Raw genomic sequence first — 16,600 nt, 5'->3', positions numbered from 1 at the left:
CTGAATTTTCCCAACCCTCAAGCCCAGGACGATTGATATGGCAACCCTCCACGTCGACGTGGTCTCCGCCGAAGAGCAGATCTTCTCCGGCGAGGCCAAGTTCGTCGCCCTGCCGGGCGAAAGTGGCGAGCTCGGCATCCTGCCCAAGCACACGCCGCTGATCACCCGCATCAAGCCGGGCGCCGTGCGCATCGAGCTGGCCGATGGCAGCGAAGAGTTCGTCTTCGTCGCCGGCGGCATCCTCGAAGTGCAGCCGAACCGCGTGACCGTGCTGGCCGACACCGCCATCCGCGGCAAGGACCTCGACGAAGCCAAGGCCACCGAGGCCAAGAAGCAGGCCGAGGAAGCACTCAAGAACGCCAAGAGCGAACTTGACCAGGCCGTCATCAGGAGCGAGCTGGCAGTCCAGGCCGCCCAGATCGCCGCGCTGCGCAAGTTCCTGAAGAAGTAAGGCGCCGCCTCGCGGAACCCCATGGACGAGCAGACGCTCGCCAACCCCCCACTGAGCGCGGCCCCGGCCGCGTTTGGTGTTTCTGACGTCGTCACGCTGAACGAGTGGCGGCACAGCCTGGTGGTGCTCGAGGGCCAGCAGCCCGGCCGCCGCATCGAGCTGGATGCCAAGCCCCTGGTGCTGGGCCGCCGCACCGCCGCCGACCTCGTGCTGCCGGAGCTGCAGGTGTCGGCCCTGCACTGCCGCGTGCAGATCCTGCCCGGCCGGGCGGCGCTGAAGATCACCGACTTCAACTCCACCAACGGCAGCTTCATCAACGGCCACCGCGTCACGGGCAGCGCCTATCTGGCGCCCGGCGGCACGCTGGCCGTCGGCCAGCACCTGTTCCGCCACGACTTCCTGTCGCCCGACGGCCTGGTGCGTGCCGCCTACCAGGACGCCGAGCACTACCAGACGGTGGCCGCTTGGCTGCCCGCGCCGCTGACCAAGGGTCCAGTCCGTACCGAGGCCTGCTACCGCGCCGCCGAACCGCCGCGCGGCGCCGGCTTCGCCGTGCTGCCGCTGAGCGGTGATCGCCTCGCGCTCATCCTCATCGACGTCTGCGGGCCCGCCGAGCATGTCGCCCGCCACGCCGCCCGCGTGCTGCAGGAATTGCAGGAGGCCGGCGACATCGAAGGGCCGGCCCAGCTCTTCCGGCAGCTGCACGAGCGCTGGCGCCAGGGCGCCCACGTCGGCCTGTTCTTCACGGCCTGGGCCGCCGTCTACGACCCTGCGACCCGCCAGCTCCGCCATGCCTGCGCCGGCCAGCACGCCGCCCTGCTGCGCGTGCCCGACGGCGAGATGCTGCGCCTGGACGCCCTCAACCCGCCCATCGGACTGCTGCCCGGCACCGAGTTCAGCGAGGACAGCCTGGTCGTCCCGCCCGGGAGCCGCCTCCACCTCTTCAACAAGGGCGCCTTCGAGTTCATGGATCGCAGCGGCCGCTGCCTGACGCTGGACGACCTCGAGGCCCTGCTGGCCTGCCTGCCACCGGCCGGCGGCAACGCCGCGGAGCAGGCTTTCGTGCACCTGCGCCGCATGGCGGAGTGCACCCGCCTGGACGACGACTTCCTGCTGCTGCAAGCCGAGTTTCCAAGCTGACGGCAAGCTGTCCATGGCATATGGACTGTTCACTCCACTTGGCGGTGGGCGGGCTGCGGATAATCCGCGGCTTCCCCTGACTGCACCACGCCGGCCCCGCTTCCATGACCCATTTCCGAGTTCGCCGCTGGGCCGCCTGGGCGCCCGGCCTGGAGACGCAGGAATCCTGGGTTGCCTGGCTGGCCGCCCCCGTCTGGCCGCTGCCCGCGGCTGAGGGCGTCGCGCCGCTGGCCGAAGTGCCGGCCATGACGCGCCGGCGCATCGACCCCCTGGGGCGTGCCGCCCTGCAGGTGGCCTGGTGGGTGCAGGGCGCCGAGCCGACCGGAGCGGTGGTGTTCGCCTCGCGCTGGGGCGAGATCGCGCGCTCGGTGGCCCTGCTGCGCCAATTGAGCCAGGGCGAGCCGCTGTCGCCCACGGCCTTCAGCCTGTCCGTGCACAACGCCAGCAGCGCCGTCTACTCCATCGCCCGGGGCGACACCGCCAACTACTCGGCCATCTCCGCGGGGCCGGCCAGTGCCGCCGCTGGCATCTGCGAGGCCGTCGGCCTGCTGGCCCAGGGCGAGAAGCAGGTGCTGGTGGTTTCCGTCGAATCCCAGCTGCCCGAGCCCTACCAGGGCTTTGAACCCCATCCCGGCCCGCTGCGCGCCTGGGCCGTGCTGCTGGAAGCGGCCGAGACCGGCCCGAGCCTGCAGGCTGTGGCACCGGGCAAGGCCGTCGATGCCACCGAGCTGCCGCCGGACCTGGCGACGCTGCGCTTCCTGGCCGGCCAGGCGCCCGAATGGCGGCAAGCGGGCTGGCTGTGGAGCCGGCATGGCTGAGCTGCTGCACTGGCCGGGCCGGTTGTGGCGCATCTTTGCCACCGGCCTGTCCTTTGTCTGTTTCGGCATCGGCGGCCTGCTGCTCTGGCTCGCCGTCTTCCCGCTGCAGGCCCTGATCTGGCGCGACGCGGCTCGCCGCCAACAGGCCGCCCGAACCGTCGTGCAGGCCGTGTTCCGCCTCTTCATAGCCTTCATGCGCCTGCTGGGCCTGATCCGTTACGAGGTGCACGGTGTTGAAAAACTGCAACGCCGCGGCCTGCTTGTGCTGGCCAATCACCCGACGCTGATCGACGTCGCTTTCCTGATCGGCCTCATTCCCAACGCCAGTTGCGTGGTCAAGTCCACGCTTGCCACCCACCCCTGTACGAGGGGGCCGGTGCGTGCAACAGGCTACATCTGCAACAATCCCGGGTCTGATTTGTTGCTGGCCTGTACCGATACGCTGGCAGCGGGCAGCAACCTGATCATCTTTCCCGAAGGCACGCGGTCGCGGCCCGGGCAGGCCCTGAAGATGCAGCGCGGCGCGGCGCAGATCGCCTTGCGCGGCGGACTCGACATCACGCCGGTGCGAATCCAATGCGAGCCGCTCGGTCTGTACAAGGGGCAGCCCTGGTGGACCGTCGCCAAACGCCCGCTGCGTTTCATCATCGAGGTCGGCGACGACCTGCCATCCGCCCCCGTTCTGGAGGCGGCCGGCGGTGAACATGGGCGGGCAGCCAGGCGCCTGACGGAAAGCCTGATCCAGTTTTTCTCTGAGCCTACAAGGCCACCGAAAACCGTCACGAAGGGGAGTCATGCAAGCGCTGGAACAAGAAATCAAGGAACTGCTGATCTCGGCACTCCAACTCGAGGACCTCAAGCCTGAGGACATCGACGCCGAACAGCCGCTGTTCGTCGAAGGCCTGGGCCTGGACTCCATCGACGCGCTGGAACTGGGCCTCGCGCTGCAGAAGCGTTATGGCCTGAGCATGGCTGCCGATTCCGCAGAAACCCGCCGGCATTTCGCCAGCATCCGTGCGCTGGCGGAGTTTGTTGCCAGCCACCGCAAGATCGCCGCGTGAGGTGCCGTCATGACCGACCAAGAAATCTTTGATCGCCTGCGCAGCATCCTCGTCGAGACCTTCGACATCGAGGCCGACCGCATCGCGCCCCAGGCCAAGCTCTATGACGACCTCGACATCGACAGCATCGATGCCGTCGACCTGATCGTGAAGCTCAAGCCGCTGGTGGGCAAGCGCCTGCAGCCCGAGGCCTTCAAGGCCGTGCGCACCGTGCAGGATGTCATCGACGCGCTGCAGGGCCTGCTGAAGGCCGATGCCGTGGACGCTGAAGTCGGCGACAAGCCGGCGGCGGCCACCGCCTGATCCGGGGAACGCGATGCGCTGGGCCCTGGTGCTGGCCCTGACGGCCGCGTATCCGCTGATCGTCTATTTCAGCCTGGGGCATGTCGAGCCCCGCTACCTGGCCCTGCTGCTGCTGGTGCTGGGTGGCCTGCGCTGGCTGGCCGGCGGTGCCCAGGTCGTGCAGGCCCGCTGGGTCGCGCTCGCGGCCGTGCTGCTCGCCGCCAGCACGGCCCTGCTCAACACCAGCGTGCCGCTCAAGCTCTATCCCGTCCTCGTCAACGCCGTGCTGCTCATCGTCTTCGGCCTGAGCCTGGTGCGCGGGCCGACCATCGCCGAGCGCATCGCCCGCCTGCAGGAGCCCGAGCTCGATGCCCGCGGCGTGGCCTACACCCGCCGCGTAACCCAGGTCTGGTGCGGCTTCTTCGTGCTCAACGGCGGCATCGCGCTGGCCACGGCGCTGTGGGCCTCCGAGAAGACCTGGGCGCTCTACAACGGCCTCATCGCCTATATCCTCATCGGCACGCTGATGGGCGGCGAGTGGCTGCTGCGCCGCCATCTGCGCGCCCGCTACGCGAGGCTGCAGGCATGAGCGCCGCGCCGGGCCGCCCCAAGCAAGCTCGCTCCCGCTTGGCGGGACAGGCCGCGGGCCGAAGGGTGCACCAATGACACCTGCCGAGCGCCTGGTCTCGCTGCTGACGCTGCCGCCGCCCGCTGTCGTGGGCTGGCGCCGCCGCGAGCCGGTCGCCGGCGCCGAGTTCATCCAGCAGGCCGGCCGCTGGCAAGCCGCCTTCGCGGCCCATCCCGGCCAGCGCTTCGCCCTTTATTTCCAGGACAGCCTCAGCTTCGCCGCCGCGCTGTTCGGCCTCTGGCAGGCCGGCAAGCAGGCCTGGCTGCCAGGCGACCTGACGCCGGCCAGCCGCCAGGCCCTGGCCTCGCGCGTGGATGGCTTTGCCGGCGATGTGCCACCGCCGGCCGAACTGAAACTTGTCGAGCCCGCGGCGGCACCGGCCGTCGCCGGCCGCCCGCTGGACCCCGAGGCCCAGCAACTCGTCGTCTTCACCTCGGGTTCGACCGGCGAGCCCCAGGCCCTGCCCAAGCGTCTGCGCCAGCTCTTCGACGAGATCAGCGCGCAGGAACAGACGTTTGGCGCCATCGCCCCCGGCGCCACCGTGCTGGCCAGCGTGTCCCACCAGCATGTCTACGGCCTGCTGTTCCGCGTGCTGTGGCCGCTGGCCACGGGTCGCGCGCTGCAGGCGCACAGCCTGGTCGTGCTGGAAGATCTGGCCGAGCTGACGCCGCCCGGCGCCCGCGCCATCCTGATCGCCAGCCCCGCTCATTTGAGCCGTTTGCCCCTCGTCGAGAACGTTGCGGTGGACCAGCTCTTCAGCTCCGGCGCGCCGCTGCCGGACGCCGCCCTGCCCGACTGCCTGCGCGTCTTCGGCCGGGCGCCCATCGAGGTCTATGGCAGCAGCGAGACCGGCGGTGTCGCCTGGCGTCAGCGCAACCCCGGCGCGCCTGTGCATTGGCAGGCCCTGCCGGGCGTCGAATGGCGCATCGAGGACGACGGCCTGTGGCTGCGCTCGCCGCATCTCGACGAGTCCGGCTGGATGGCCAGCGCCGACCGCGCCGTGGCCGTCGACGGTGGCTTCGAGCTGCGCGGCCGCGCCGACCGCATCGTCAAGATCGCCGAGAAGCGCGTCTCGCTGACGGCCGTGGAAGCCGCGCTGCGCGCCTCGCCGCTGATCGCCGACCTGCGCCTCGTGACGCTGACCGAGCCGCGCGAGCAGCTGGGCGTTGTCGCCGTGCCCAGCGCTGCCGGCTGGCGGCTGCACGATGAGCAAGGCAAGCGTGCCCTGGCGGAAGCGCTCCGCGCCGGCCTCGCCGATGTCATCGAGCGCGTGGCCCTGCCGCGGCGCTTCCGCTTCCTGCCCGAGCTGCCGGTCAACACGCAAGGCAAGTCCACCCAGGCCCGCCTGCTGGCCGAATTCGACGCGCGCCGGCCGGCGCTGCGCGCCATCGAGCCCACCGAGGCCGGCCAGGACCTGACCCTCTTCATCGACCCGGCTCTGCCGCAGTTCGAGGGCCACTTCACCGACCACCCCATCCTGGCCGGTGTCGTGCAGCTGGAATGGGCCGAGATGTTCGGCCGTGAACGCTTCGGCATCGCCGGTGAATTCGCCGGCATGGAGGCGCTGAAGTTCCAGCGCGTCATCACGCCGCAGCGCCACGTCACGCTGAGCCTGAGCTGGGCGCCCGGCAAGCTGGGCTTCCGCTACCACTCCGACCTCGGCCAGCACGCCAGCGGGCGCCTGCTGTTCACGACGCCATGAGCCTCGCCCGGCCGCCCGTAGAGGCTCAGCTCCCGCTCGGCGGGACAGCGCGCAGCGCGAAGGGTGCTTCAATCACCTTGGGTGCGGTCATCCCGGTCTACAACCACGGCGGCCCGCTGGGCGGCGTCGTCGCGGCCCTGCGGGCCCATGGCCTGCCGGTGCTGCTGGTGGACGACGCCAGCGAGCCCGGCTGCGCGGCGGTGCAGGACGAGCTGGCCCGCCAGCCCGAGGTGTTCCTGGAGCGCCTGGCCGTCAACCAGGGCAAGGGCGGTGCCGTCATGGCCGGCATGCACCGCGCCGCGGCCCTGGGCTGGACCCATGTGCTGCAGATCGATGCCGACGGCCAGCACGACACCCGTGATGTGCCGGCCTTCGCCGCCGCCGCGGTCGCCGAACCCGCCAAGCTGATCTGCGGCTACCCGGTCTACGACGACAGCGTGCCCAAGGCGCGCCTCTACGGCCGCTATGCCACCCACATCTGGGTCTGGATCAACACGCTGAGCTTCGAGATCAAGGACTCGATGTGCGGCCTGCGCATCTATCCGCTGGCCGCCACGCTGCGCTGCCTGGAGCGCTACTACATCGGCCGCCGCATGGACTTCGACACCGAGATCGCCGTGCGCCTGGTGTGGTCGGGCATGCGCGTGCGCAACATGCCGACGCGGGTGCGCTATCCCGAGGACGGCGTCTCGCACTTCCGCGTCTGGCGCGACAACGTGCTGATCTCGGCCATGCACACCCGCCTCTTCTTCGGCATGTTGCTGCGCGCGCCGCTGCTGCTGTGGCGAAAGCTGTCGGCATGAAGCCCGCGCGCCACTGGGCCTCCATCGGCGAGAACACCTTCGTCGCCGGCATCTGGCTGCTCTTCTTCGTGCATCGCCTGCTCGGCCGCGCCGTGTTCCGCGTGCTGCTTTGGCCCATCGTGGCGGTCTATTGGCTGACCAACGCCAGCCTGCGCGCGCACAGCCTGGGCTATCTGCGCCGCATGCAGCCCTCGGCCGGCTGGCGCGAGGGCCTGGCCCATGTGCGCCTGTTCGCCGAGACCATGCTGGACAAGCTGCTGGCCATCGCCGGCCGCTACCCGCTGGCCCGCGTGCAGACGCGCGGCACCGACGCCGTGCATGCCCAGGCGCAGAGGGGCCAAGGCGCCGTGCTGGTGACGGCTCACACCGGCTGCCTGGAGCTCTGCCAGGCGCTGGCCGAGACCCATCCCGAGCTCAAGGTCAATGTGCTGGTGCATACCAAGCATGCCGAGAGCTTCAACCGCATCCTGGCGCGCCTGAACCCACAGCGCGGCGTCGAGCTCATCGAGGTCAGCGAGCTCGACATGGGCCTGACGCTCAAGCTCGCCGAACGCGTCGCGGCCGGCGAGTTCCTGGCCATCGCCGGAGACCGCGTGCCGGTGCGCGGCAGCAAGACGGTGCGCATCCCCTTCCTCGGCGCCGAGGCCGATTTCCCGGTCGGCCCCTATCTGATCGCCGGCCTGCTCGGTTGCCCCCTCTATCTGATGCTCAGCCTGCACGAGGGCGAGGGCTATTCGCTCGAGTTCGAGCTGCTGGCCGACCGCGTCCACCTGCCGCGCCGCGCCCGCGAGGAGGCGCTCACCGAGCATGCCCGCCGCTTTGCCGATGCGCTGGCTGCGCGACTGCGCCGTTCGCCCTATGACTGGTTCAACTTCTACGCTTTCTGGGACCGCCCCGATGCAACCCATCACGTTTGACGGCCAGCGCCTCGCCATCGAGGACATCGTCGCCCTGGCCCGCCGCCAGGCCAGCGCCGAGCTGGGCCGCGAGCCCGAGTTCCAGGCCCGCATCCAGGCCGGTGCCGACTTCGTCGCCCGCCTGCTGGCCGAGGATGGCGTCGTCTACGGCGTCACCACCGGCTATGGCGACTCCTGCACGGTGGCCGTGCCGCCGGCCCTGGTGCCCGACCTGCCCCATCACCTCTACACCTATCACGGCATCGGCGCCGGCGCGCTGTTGACGCCCGAGCAGACCCGCGCCGTGCTGGGCGCGCGCCTGGCCTCGCTGTGCCAGGGTCTGTCGGGTGTCAGCCTGGACCTGCTGCGCCAGATCGAGACCCTGCTCCAGCACGACATCCTGCCGCTGATCCCCAGCGAAGGCTCGGTCGGCGCGAGTGGCGACCTGACGCCGCTGTCCTATCTCGCCGCCGTGCTCTGCGGCGAGCGCGAGGTGAAGGTCAATGGCGAGACGCTGCCTGCTGCGGACGCCCTGCGCGCCGTGGGTGCCACGCCGTTGCGCCTGCGGCCCAAGGAAGGCCTGGCCATCATGAACGGCACGGCGGTCATGACCGGCCTGGCCTGCCTGGCCTTCGCCCGCGCCGACTACCTCGCCAAGCTGGCCACGCGCATCACGGCCATGAATGTCGTCGCCAGCGCCGGCAATGCCCACCATTTCGACGCGACCCTGTTCGCCGCCAAGCCCCATGCCGGCCAGCAGCGCGTGGCCGAGCGCCTGCGCGCCGACCTCGCCAGCGACAAGCCCTCGCGCAACGAGCAACGCCTGCAGGACCGCTACTCGCTGCGCTGCGCTCCCCATGTCATCGGCGTGCTGGAAGATTCGCTGCCCTGGCTGCGCCAGCTGATCGAGAACGAGCTCAACAGCGCCAACGACAACCCGCTGATCGACCCGGTGGAAGAACGCGTGCTGCACGGCGGCCATTTCTATGGCGGCCATATCGCCATGGCCATGGACACGCTGAAGACGGCCGTGGCCAACGTGGCCGACCTGCTGGACCGCCAATTGGCCCTGCTGGTGGACGCCCGCTACAACCATGGCCTGCCGGCCAATCTGAGCGGTGCCAGCGGCGAGCGTGCCCCCATCAACCACGGCCTGAAGGCGCTGCAGATCAGCGTCTCGGCGTGGACGGCCGAGGCACTCAAGCAGACCATGCCGGCCTCGGTCTTCAGCCGCAGCACCGAATGCCACAACCAGGACAAGGTCAGCATGGGCACCATCGCGGCCCGCGATGCGCTGCGGGTGCTGGACCTGACCGAGCAGGTCGTGGCCGGCATGCTGATCGCCGCCCGCCAAGGCCTGGCCCTGCGCGAACGCCAGGCGCCGCTGGCCCTGACGCCCGCACTCGCCGGCATGCAGGGCGACCTGGCCGGGCGCCTGCCGCTGATCAACGAGGACCGCGCCCTGGACAAGGAACTGGTCGCGCTCATCGACGGCATCCGTGGCCAAGCCTGGGACCTGTATGCCTGAGCTCTGGCACGAGATCGAGATCAGTCCGGCCTTTCATGACCTGGACCCGATGGACATCGTCTGGCACGGGCACTATGTGAAGTACCTGGAGCTGGCCCGCAATGCGCTGATGGCCCGCTTCGACTACGACTACCCGCAGATGCGCGAGTCGGGCTATGCCTGGCCCATCGTCGACATGCGGCTCAAGTACGTGGACATGCTGCCCTATGGCCGGCGCGTCATCGTGCGCGCCGAGATCGTCGAATGGGAGAACCGCATCAAGGTCGACTACGTCATCCGTGATGCGGTGACGGCCAAGGTCATCCACAAGGCCCACACCATCCAGGTGGCGCTCAACATCGCCACGCGCGAGATGGAGTACGTCTGCCCGCCGGTGCTGTGGCAGAAGCTCGGGGTGGGTCCCGCATGAAGCGCCGCGCTCTGCTATTGAGCCTGCTGCCTGCCTTGGCGGTGGCCGAGCCCAATCTCGCCCAAGCCGTGCGCGAACGCCTGCAGCAGCCCGAATGGCTGCGCGGCGACTTCACGCAGAGCAAGAAGGTGCCCGGCTTCGCCAAGCCGCTGGTGTCGACCGGCAACTTCGTCGCCGCGCGTGGCCGCGGCGTGCTGTGGCGCACGCTCAAGCCCTTTGCCAGCGAGCTGCGCCTGACGCAGAACGAGATCCGTGCCACCCAGGGCGGCCAGACGGCGATGAAGCTGGACGCTTCCCGCGAGCCGGCCGTGCGCGTCATCAACACGCTGATGTTTGCCCTGCTCAATGGCGACGTCAGCGGCCTGGCCGAGCTGTTCGAGCTGAGCGGCACGACCAAGGGCGCCGGCTGGCAGCTCGCCCTGAGCCCGAAGCCCGGCGCGCTGCAGCAGGTGCTGAAGAAGGTCGAGCTGGAAGGCGACGGCTTCGTGCGCCGCATCCAGCTCTTCGAGGCCAATGGCGACGAGAGCCTGATCCAGCTCGCCAACCAGCGCAGCGACGGCGCCGCCGAGCCGGGCCTGTTCCAGTGAGTCTCGAACGCACGACCCGGCGCCTCGCGGCCGTCTGGCTCGTGGTCGTGCTCGCCTGCCTGGCCCACAACGCCTGGTACTGGGGCGTGCACAAGGGCGCCCCGGTGACCGACATGCTGGCCATGCTGCCGCGTGACGAGCAGCGCCCGCTGGCGGCCCAGGCGACGCAAGCCCTGGCCGAGGCCGGCGCGCGCCGCATCACGGTGCTGATCGGTGGCGGCGAGAAAGATCAAGCCCAGCGCGCGGCCGATGCCTTCCTGAAAGCCCTGGGCGACATTCCGGCACGCCACCGCGTTGCCGATGCCGACAGCCAAGCCTGGCTGACGCTTTACGCACCCGTGCGCGCCGGCCTGCTGTCGCCGCAATCGCGCGAGCGCCTGGCCCAGGCGCCGACCGAAGAACTCGCCGACCAGGCCCTGGCCGCCCTCTACCAGCCCGTTGGCGGCCCGCGCGTAGGCGCCTGGGGCGACGACCCGCTCAATCTCTTCGGCCAGTGGCTGGCCGAGCGCAGCCAGAGCAGCCGCGTGCGCGTGCAGGACGGCCGGCTGATGCTGACCGACCCCGACGCGCCGGAGCGTCACTACGCCTTGGTGCTGGTCGACCTTGCCGGCTCGGGCTTCGAGATCAGCGCCCAGCGCGCCCTGCTGCCGCGCCTGGACGCCGCTACGCAGGCGGCCGAAGGGCAGGGCGCCCGCGTCATCCGTGCCGGCGTGCCGCTGTTCGCCGCTGCCGCCGCCGAGCAGGCCGAGCGCGAGATCCACACCATCGGCCTCGGGTCTCTCGTCGGCATCGTCGCGCTGACGCTGCTGGCCTTCCGCTCCCTCCGGCCGCGCCTGCTGGTCGCGCTGTCGATGGCGGTCGGCCTGTGCGTCGCCGCCTCGGTCAGCCTGCTGGTGTTTGGCGAGCTGCATCTCGTCACCCTGATCTTCGGCGCCAGCCTGCTGGGCGTGGCCGAGAACTACGGCAGCAACTACTTCAGCGCCCGCCAGGGCCTGGCGGCAAGTGAGCGCTGGGCCATGCTGAAGCGCCAGATCCCCATCGTCAGCCTGGCCATGGCAACCACCGTCATCGGCTATGCCTTGCTGGCCCTGCCGCCCTTTCCGGGCCTGCGCCAGATCGCGGTGTTCTCGGCCGTCGGCCTGGTGGCGGCCTTTGTCACCGTGCTGTGGTGGTTCCCGCTGCTGGACGGTGCCGGCCGCATGGCGCCGACGCGCTTTGCCGAATGGCTGGGTTCGCGTCGTGCGCTGTGGCCCAGCCTGAAAGGGCGCGGCCTGGCCGTGCTGCTGCTCGTGTCCGCCGCGCTAGTGGCCTGGGGTGCGAGCCGGCTGCGCGTGGATGACGACATCCGCCAGCTGCAGTCCGCGCCGGCGGCCCTCATTGCCCAGCAGCGCGAGTTCGCGCGATTGATGCAGGCGCCGGGCCTGGCCCAGTTCTTCGTCGTGCAGGGGCGTGACGCGCAACAGTTGCTGGAGAACGAGGAAGCGCTGACGGGCCGTCTGCGCGGCATGAAGCTCGGCGCCCAGGCCGTCAGCGACTGGCTGCCCTCGCTGAAGCGCCAGCGCGAGGACGGCGAGCTGACCACGCGCCGCGCCACTGAAATGCGGCCCGTGTTGGCCGACAAGCTGGGCCAGCCGGTCGCGCCCGCCGCCGCCGCTTCGGCGCCGCTCGCCCCCGAGGCCTGGCTGGCCAGCCCCGCCAGCGAACCCGTGCGTGCCCAATGGCTGGGCCGCCTGGGCGAGGGCATGGCCAGCGTCGTGCTGCTGCGCGGTGCCGAATCGGCCGAGGCTCGCGCGGCATTGGCGGCGCTCAGGCTCGACGGCGTGACCTGGGTCGACAAGGTCGGCGAGGTCAGCACCCTGCTGGGACGCTACCGCCAGCTGATGTCCGGCGTGCTGGTGATCGGCTTCCTGCTGACCTGGGCCGCTCTGGCCTGGCGCTTCGGCCGCGCCGCCTGGCGCGCGCTGGCGCCCACGGCCCTGGCCTGTGTGCTGACGGTGGCCCTGCTTGCAATTGCCGGCCAGACCTTGCAGCTGTTTCACATCCTGCCCCTGCTCATCCTGTTGGGCCTGGGGGTGGACTACGGCATATTCCTGCTCGAACAGCCCGGCCGCGATGAGGTCAGGCCTTTCCTGTCGGTGACGCTGGCCGCCGCGTCCACCCTGTTGTCCTTTGGTTTGCTGGCCCTGTCCGGCACGCCTGCCCTCCAGGCCTTTGGCCTGACCCTGCTCCTCGGCGTCTTCCTCGCCTGGCTGCTCACCCCACTCTTCCTGCCACCCCATGCTTGAGACCAAGAAGTTCTCCCCGCCCAAGCAGCGCGCCTTCGATGCCCGCTTCGAGGCCCAGAAGATCGCCTTCGGTCCGGTCGTCTTCCACTGCGTTCACTACGCCTGGAAGCGCGGCATCCTCGAAGCCCTGGGCGACGCCGGCGAGCGCGGCATCACGCTGGACGAACTCGAGGCCACCGGCCGCTGGAGCCGTTATGCGCTGAAGCTGGTGCTGGAGTCCTGTTTGTCGGCCGGTGTCGTGCTGATCGAGGGCGGGCGCTGGCAGCTCGACAAGACGGGCTTCTGCCTCATCTCCGACGACATCACGCGCGTCAACTTCGACTTCATCCACGACGTCTGCTACCAGGGCCTGTTCGAGCTGGAGCGGTCGCTGGACGAAGGCAAGCCGCTGGGTCTGGCCCACCTGAGTGGCCAGGGCGACTGGCCCAGCATCTACCCGGTGCTGTCCGAGCTGCCGGAGCCGGCCAAGTCGAGCTGGTTCGCCTTCGACCACCACTACTCGGACACCTCCTTCCCCGACATCCTGCCCGACGTGTTCGCCACCGCGCCCAAGCGCTTGATGGACATTGGCGCCAACACCGGCAAGTTCACGCGCGCCGCGCTGAACTACGACGCCAACGTCGAGCTCAACCTGGTGGACCTGCCGCAGCAGCTGGCCGTGGCCGAGAAGAATCTCGTGGCCGACGGCCAGCGCGAGCGCGCCCAGCTGCATGCGCGCAACCTGCTCGACCCGGATGCGGTGCTGCCCACGGGCATGGACCTGGTGTGGATGAGCCAGTTCCTGAGCTGCTTCGGCGAGGCCGAGATCGGCAGCATCTTCAGCCGCGTGGCGGCCTGCCTGGCCGAGGGCGGCCAGGTGCTGGTCATGGACACCTTCTGGGACCGCCAGCGCTACGACATCGCGGCCTATTGCCTCATCAACACCTCGCCCTACTTCACGGCCATGGCCAGCGGCAACAGCAAGGTCTACGAGAGCGCCGACTACATCCGCCTGGCCGAAGCTGCCGGCCTGCGCCTGCTGACGGTGCGCGACGGCATCGGCTATTGCCACAGCCTGCTGAGGTTCGCCCGCGCATGAAGCTTCCGCGCCGATCCCTGCTGCTGGTCAGCGCCGTGCTGCTGGCGGGCTGCGCCACGCCGCCACCGCCGAGCGAGCTGCCGCCGCTGCGCCTGCCACCGGCGGCGCTGGGTGCTGCGCGCTTCGCGCTGAACCAGCGCCTGTCGGTCACGCGCCTGGATCAGCCCGACGCACCGCCCCAGCGCGTCGAGGTGCAATTGCAGCTGGATGCCTCGGGCCTGCTGCTGGCCGGCTTTGCCTTCGGCCAGCGCGTGCTGCTGATGCAATGGGATGGCAAGGACCTGAACGTGCAGCGCCACGCCATGCTGCCGCGCGAGGTGGACACCGACCGGATGCTGCGCGACCTCTGCCTGACCTTCTGGCCGGCCGAGGCCGTGAGCGCGGTCCTGCCCGCCGGCTGGGCCTGGACGCAGACCGCCACGGCCCAGGAGCTGCAGCAAGGCGGGCAAGCCCGGCTGGTCTTGCAGCGCCAGGGCGCCAACATCGTCGAGATCGTCAACCGGGCCGAGGGCTATCGCTTGCTGATCGAATCCCAACCCCAGGAGGGCGCGTGATCTATCTGCAGCCCCCCGGCGTCATCTGCGCGGCCGGCCAGGACCTGGCGGCCCTGCGCGACGCGATCTTTGCCGATGCGCCCGGCGGCGTGGCCCTGAATGCCTCGGTCTGGCCGGGCCATGAGCTGCATCTGGGCGCGGTGCGCGGCGAGCTGCCGTCGGTCGAGCCTCTGCCGCTGCAACAGCGCAGCCGCAACAACGCCCTGCTGCTGTCCGCGCTGGCGCAGATCCGCCCTCAAGTGGACGGAGCGATCGCCCGTCATGGCGCCGATCGCATCGGCGTCGTGCTGGGCACCAGCACCTCGGGTGTCGGCGAGAGCGAGGCGGCCATCTCCGCCCAGGCCCGCGACGGCAAGCTGCCCGAGGGCTTCCATGTCGAGCAGCAGGAGCTGGGTTCGCCAGCCCTGATGCTGAGCCAGCTGCTGGGCCTGGGTGGCCCGAGCTATGTCATCTCCACCGCCTGCTCCTCGGGCGCCAAGGCCCTGGCCAGCGGCGCGCGCCTGCTCAAGGCCGGCCTGTGCGACGCCGTGCTGGTCGGCGGCGTGGACGCGCTGTGCGGCATGACGGTGGCCGGCTTCACGGCCCTGGATTCCGTCGACCCCCACCGTTGCCGGCCGATGAGCGCAACGCGCAGCGGCATCAACATCGGCGAGGGTGCGGCCCTGTTCCTGCTGAGCGAGGAGCCGTCGCAAGTGCGGCTGTCGGGCTGGGGCGAAAGCTCCGACGCCCACCACATCTCGGCGCCCGAACCCAGCGGCCGCGGCGCCCTGGCCGCCATGCGTGAAGCGCTGCAGCGCGCCGGCCTGACGCCGGCCGACATCGGCTATCTGAACCTGCACGGCACCGCCACGCCGCAGAACGACGCCATGGAGAGCCGCGCCGTGGCCGAGCTCTTCGGCCTGGGCCTGCCCTGCTCGTCGACCAAGCCGCTGACCGGCCATGCCCTGGGCGCGGCCGGTGCCCTCGAGGCCGCCATCGCCTGGCTGACGGTGGCCGGCGACGGCCGCCTGCCCGTGCATCACTTCGACGGCCAGCGCGACGCCGAGCTGCCGCCCATTGCCCTGGTCACACCCGGCCGCCGCCTGCCCGAGGCGCCGCGCCATGTGATGAGCAATTCCTTTGCCTTTGGCGGCAACAACGCGTCCCTGGTGTTGAGCCATGTCTGAAGCGACCCTGCCGCCCATCCTCGAACTCGTGCCGCATGACGGCCCGATGAGCCTGCTCGACCGCCTCATCGCCGTCGAAGGCGAGCGCCTGAGCGCCGAGGTGGTGGTGCCGGCCGACGGCCTGTTCAGCCACGACGGTGGCGTGGGCGCCTGGGTGGGCATCGAATACATGGCCCAGGCCGTCGCCGCCTGGGCCGGCTGGCAGTCGCGCCAGCTCGGCGAAGCGCCGCGCATCGGCCTGCTGCTGGGCACGCGGCGCTACCGCTGCAAGGTGGCGCGTTTTGAAGCGGGCCAGCGCCTGCAGGTCGATATCGAGCGCGGCTACCAGGCCGACAACGGCCTGGGCCAGTTCGAGTGCCGCATCCACGCAGACGGCGTGGAACTGGCCAGTGCGCAATTGACGGTGTTCGGTCCCAAGGATCCGAGCGCCTTTTTGAATGGAGAAGATGTATGAGTACGGTGCTTGTCACCGGGTCGAGCCGGGGCATCGGCCGCGCGATTGCGCTGCGGCTGGCCAAAGATGGCTACGACATCGTCCTGCATTGCCGCAATCAGCGTGAGCAGGCCGAGGCCGCCGCGGCCGAGATCACGGCCCTGGGCCGCAACGCCCGTGTGCTGCAGTTCGACGTGGCCGACCGCGAGGCCAGTGCTGCTGCGCTGCTGGCCGATGTCGAGGCCCATGGCTGCTATTACGGCATCGTCTGCAATGCCGGCATCGCCCGCGACGGCGCCTTCCCGGCGCTGAGCGGCGAGGACTGGGATGCCGTCATCCACACCAACCTCGACGCCTTCTACAACGTGCTGCAGCCGCTGACCATGCCGCTGGTGCGTCGCAAGGCGGCAGGCCGCATCGTCACGCTGGCCTCGGTGTCGGGGATCATGGGCAATCGTGGCCAGGTCAACTACAGCGCGGCCAAGGCCGGCATCATCGGCGCGACCAAGGCGCTGGCCGTCGAACTGGCCAGCCGCAAGATCACTGTCAACTGCGTGGCGCCAGGCCTGATAGAAACGGACATGGTCGACCCGACGCTGGTCGAGGAGGCCCTGAAGATCATCCCGGCCAAACGCGTCGGCCGGCCCGAAGAGGTTGCGGCCGTGGTGAGCTTCCTGATGGGCGAGGACGCGGCCTACATCACCAGACAGGTGATCTCGGTCAACGGCGGGATGGTGGGATGAGCGCGAGCCGAGCGCCGGGCCGCCCCAAGCCGGCTC

At 70.1% G+C, this 16,600-nt stretch carries 19 protein-coding genes; all 19 read left to right on the top strand.

The window, feature by feature from the left end; translation table 11 throughout:
- Window positions 1-37: 37 nt before the first annotated feature.
- The 19 genes from AC07OY_RS09240 to AC07OY_RS09150 all read left to right on the top strand — a co-directional run bounded on the left by AC07OY_RS09240 (window position 38) and on the right by AC07OY_RS09150 (window position 16,564).
- Window positions 38-451, top strand: a complete 414-nt coding sequence (locus tag AC07OY_RS09240; RefSeq protein WP_495042264.1) for a F0F1 ATP synthase subunit epsilon — start codon at window positions 38-40, stop codon at window positions 449-451.
- 21 nt (window positions 452-472) lie between these two features.
- Window positions 473-1,591, top strand: a complete 1,119-nt coding sequence (locus tag AC07OY_RS09235; RefSeq protein ID WP_495042263.1) for a SpoIIE family protein phosphatase — start codon at window positions 473-475, stop codon at window positions 1,589-1,591.
- A gap of 104 nt (window positions 1,592-1,695) precedes the next feature.
- Complete coding sequence (locus tag AC07OY_RS09230) at window positions 1,696-2,409, top strand: beta-ketoacyl synthase chain length factor (RefSeq protein WP_495042262.1); 714 nt, start codon at window positions 1,696-1,698, stop codon at window positions 2,407-2,409.
- Complete coding sequence (locus AC07OY_RS09225; protein WP_495042261.1) at window positions 2,402-3,274, top strand: lysophospholipid acyltransferase family protein; 873 nt, start codon at window positions 2,402-2,404, stop codon at window positions 3,272-3,274. Before AC07OY_RS09230 ends, AC07OY_RS09225 begins: the two co-directional genes overlap by 8 nt.
- Window positions 3,204-3,470 carry a phosphopantetheine-binding protein gene (locus AC07OY_RS09220; RefSeq protein ID WP_119038735.1) on the top strand — a complete coding sequence of 89 codons (267 nt, stop codon included), beginning with the start codon at window positions 3,204-3,206 and terminating at the stop codon, window positions 3,468-3,470. Before AC07OY_RS09225 ends, AC07OY_RS09220 begins: the two co-directional genes overlap by 71 nt.
- A 9-nt stretch (window positions 3,471-3,479) precedes the next feature.
- Window positions 3,480-3,773 (top strand): acyl carrier protein, encoded by a 294-nt coding sequence (locus AC07OY_RS09215; RefSeq protein ID WP_495042260.1) that lies wholly within the window; start codon window positions 3,480-3,482, stop codon window positions 3,771-3,773.
- A gap of 13 nt (window positions 3,774-3,786) precedes the next feature.
- Window positions 3,787-4,341: a COG4648 family protein gene (locus tag AC07OY_RS09210; protein ID WP_495042259.1), complete on the top strand. Its 555-nt coding sequence runs from the start codon at window positions 3,787-3,789 to the stop codon at window positions 4,339-4,341.
- A 73-nt stretch (window positions 4,342-4,414) separates the two neighbouring features.
- The gene (locus AC07OY_RS09205) at window positions 4,415-6,082 is read left to right on the top strand and encodes an ApeI family dehydratase (RefSeq protein WP_495042258.1); all 1,668 of its coding nucleotides are present in this window, start codon (window positions 4,415-4,417) and stop codon (window positions 6,080-6,082) included.
- A 77-nt stretch (window positions 6,083-6,159) separates the two neighbouring features.
- Window positions 6,160-6,885: a glycosyltransferase family 2 protein gene (locus tag AC07OY_RS09200; protein WP_495042257.1), complete on the top strand. Its 726-nt coding sequence runs from the start codon at window positions 6,160-6,162 to the stop codon at window positions 6,883-6,885.
- On the top strand, window positions 6,882-7,802 hold the full coding sequence (locus tag AC07OY_RS09195) for a lysophospholipid acyltransferase family protein (protein ID WP_495042256.1): 921 nt from the start codon (window positions 6,882-6,884) through the stop codon (window positions 7,800-7,802). Before AC07OY_RS09200 ends, AC07OY_RS09195 begins: the two co-directional genes overlap by 4 nt.
- A complete protein-coding gene (locus AC07OY_RS09190) occupies window positions 7,783-9,309 on the top strand; it encodes an HAL/PAL/TAL family ammonia-lyase (protein ID WP_495042255.1) in 1,527 nt (508 codons plus the stop codon). The genes AC07OY_RS09195 and AC07OY_RS09190 overlap by 20 nt, the downstream gene beginning before the upstream one ends.
- On the top strand, window positions 9,302-9,718 hold the full coding sequence (locus AC07OY_RS09185) for an acyl-CoA thioesterase (RefSeq protein WP_119038721.1): 417 nt from the start codon (window positions 9,302-9,304) through the stop codon (window positions 9,716-9,718). Before AC07OY_RS09190 ends, AC07OY_RS09185 begins: the two co-directional genes overlap by 8 nt.
- A complete protein-coding gene (locus AC07OY_RS09180) occupies window positions 9,715-10,305 on the top strand; it encodes an outer membrane lipoprotein carrier protein LolA (RefSeq protein WP_495042254.1) in 591 nt (196 codons plus the stop codon). The genes AC07OY_RS09185 and AC07OY_RS09180 overlap by 4 nt, the downstream gene beginning before the upstream one ends.
- Window positions 10,302-12,590, top strand: coding sequence for an MMPL family transporter (locus AC07OY_RS09175; protein ID WP_495042253.1), 2,289 nt, complete (start codon window positions 10,302-10,304; stop codon window positions 12,588-12,590). The genes AC07OY_RS09180 and AC07OY_RS09175 overlap by 4 nt, the downstream gene beginning before the upstream one ends.
- Window positions 12,583-13,668, top strand: a complete 1,086-nt coding sequence (locus AC07OY_RS09170) for a class I SAM-dependent methyltransferase (RefSeq protein WP_495042252.1) — start codon at window positions 12,583-12,585, stop codon at window positions 13,666-13,668. The genes AC07OY_RS09175 and AC07OY_RS09170 overlap by 8 nt, the downstream gene beginning before the upstream one ends.
- On the top strand, window positions 13,665-14,222 hold the full coding sequence (locus tag AC07OY_RS09165; RefSeq protein ID WP_495042251.1) for a DUF3261 domain-containing protein: 558 nt from the start codon (window positions 13,665-13,667) through the stop codon (window positions 14,220-14,222). Before AC07OY_RS09170 ends, AC07OY_RS09165 begins: the two co-directional genes overlap by 4 nt.
- Window positions 14,219-15,388 carry a beta-ketoacyl-ACP synthase gene (locus AC07OY_RS09160; protein WP_495042250.1) on the top strand — a complete coding sequence of 390 codons (1,170 nt, stop codon included), beginning with the start codon at window positions 14,219-14,221 and terminating at the stop codon, window positions 15,386-15,388. Before AC07OY_RS09165 ends, AC07OY_RS09160 begins: the two co-directional genes overlap by 4 nt.
- On the top strand, window positions 15,381-15,842 hold the full coding sequence (locus AC07OY_RS09155) for a hotdog family protein (RefSeq protein WP_495042249.1): 462 nt from the start codon (window positions 15,381-15,383) through the stop codon (window positions 15,840-15,842). The genes AC07OY_RS09160 and AC07OY_RS09155 overlap by 8 nt, the downstream gene beginning before the upstream one ends.
- Window positions 15,839-16,564: a 3-ketoacyl-ACP reductase FabG2 gene (locus AC07OY_RS09150; protein WP_495042248.1), complete on the top strand. Its 726-nt coding sequence runs from the start codon at window positions 15,839-15,841 to the stop codon at window positions 16,562-16,564. The genes AC07OY_RS09155 and AC07OY_RS09150 overlap by 4 nt, the downstream gene beginning before the upstream one ends.
- Window positions 16,565-16,600: the final 36 nt, after the last annotated feature.

It is taken from the genome of Roseateles sp. GW821-FHT09H10 (genome assembly GCF_059415865.1).
This window is presented reverse-complemented; position numbering and strand designations above follow the sequence as displayed.

Coding starts and splice junctions, on each gene's coding strand:
- AC07OY_RS09205 (WP_495042258.1), top strand. CDS start 4,415: ATGACACCTGCCGAGCGCCTGGTCTCGCTGCTGACGCTGCCGCCGCCC.
- AC07OY_RS09180 (WP_495042254.1), top strand. CDS start 9,715: ATGAAGCGCCGCGCTCTGCTATTGAGCCTGCTGCCTGCCTTGGCGGTG.
- AC07OY_RS09210 (WP_495042259.1), top strand. CDS start 3,787: ATGCGCTGGGCCCTGGTGCTGGCCCTGACGGCCGCGTATCCGCTGATC.
- AC07OY_RS09220 (WP_119038735.1), top strand. CDS start 3,204: ATGCAAGCGCTGGAACAAGAAATCAAGGAACTGCTGATCTCGGCACTC.
- AC07OY_RS09215 (WP_495042260.1), top strand. CDS start 3,480: ATGACCGACCAAGAAATCTTTGATCGCCTGCGCAGCATCCTCGTCGAG.
- AC07OY_RS09170 (WP_495042252.1), top strand. CDS start 12,583: ATGCTTGAGACCAAGAAGTTCTCCCCGCCCAAGCAGCGCGCCTTCGAT.
- AC07OY_RS09155 (WP_495042249.1), top strand. CDS start 15,381: ATGTCTGAAGCGACCCTGCCGCCCATCCTCGAACTCGTGCCGCATGAC.
- AC07OY_RS09240 (WP_495042264.1), top strand. CDS start 38: ATGGCAACCCTCCACGTCGACGTGGTCTCCGCCGAAGAGCAGATCTTC.
- AC07OY_RS09225 (WP_495042261.1), top strand. CDS start 2,402: ATGGCTGAGCTGCTGCACTGGCCGGGCCGGTTGTGGCGCATCTTTGCC.
- AC07OY_RS09150 (WP_495042248.1), top strand. CDS start 15,839: ATGAGTACGGTGCTTGTCACCGGGTCGAGCCGGGGCATCGGCCGCGCG.
- AC07OY_RS09235 (WP_495042263.1), top strand. CDS start 473: ATGGACGAGCAGACGCTCGCCAACCCCCCACTGAGCGCGGCCCCGGCC.
- AC07OY_RS09230 (WP_495042262.1), top strand. CDS start 1,696: ATGACCCATTTCCGAGTTCGCCGCTGGGCCGCCTGGGCGCCCGGCCTG.
- AC07OY_RS09195 (WP_495042256.1), top strand. CDS start 6,882: ATGAAGCCCGCGCGCCACTGGGCCTCCATCGGCGAGAACACCTTCGTC.
- AC07OY_RS09165 (WP_495042251.1), top strand. CDS start 13,665: ATGAAGCTTCCGCGCCGATCCCTGCTGCTGGTCAGCGCCGTGCTGCTG.
- AC07OY_RS09190 (WP_495042255.1), top strand. CDS start 7,783: ATGCAACCCATCACGTTTGACGGCCAGCGCCTCGCCATCGAGGACATC.
- AC07OY_RS09185 (WP_119038721.1), top strand. CDS start 9,302: ATGCCTGAGCTCTGGCACGAGATCGAGATCAGTCCGGCCTTTCATGAC.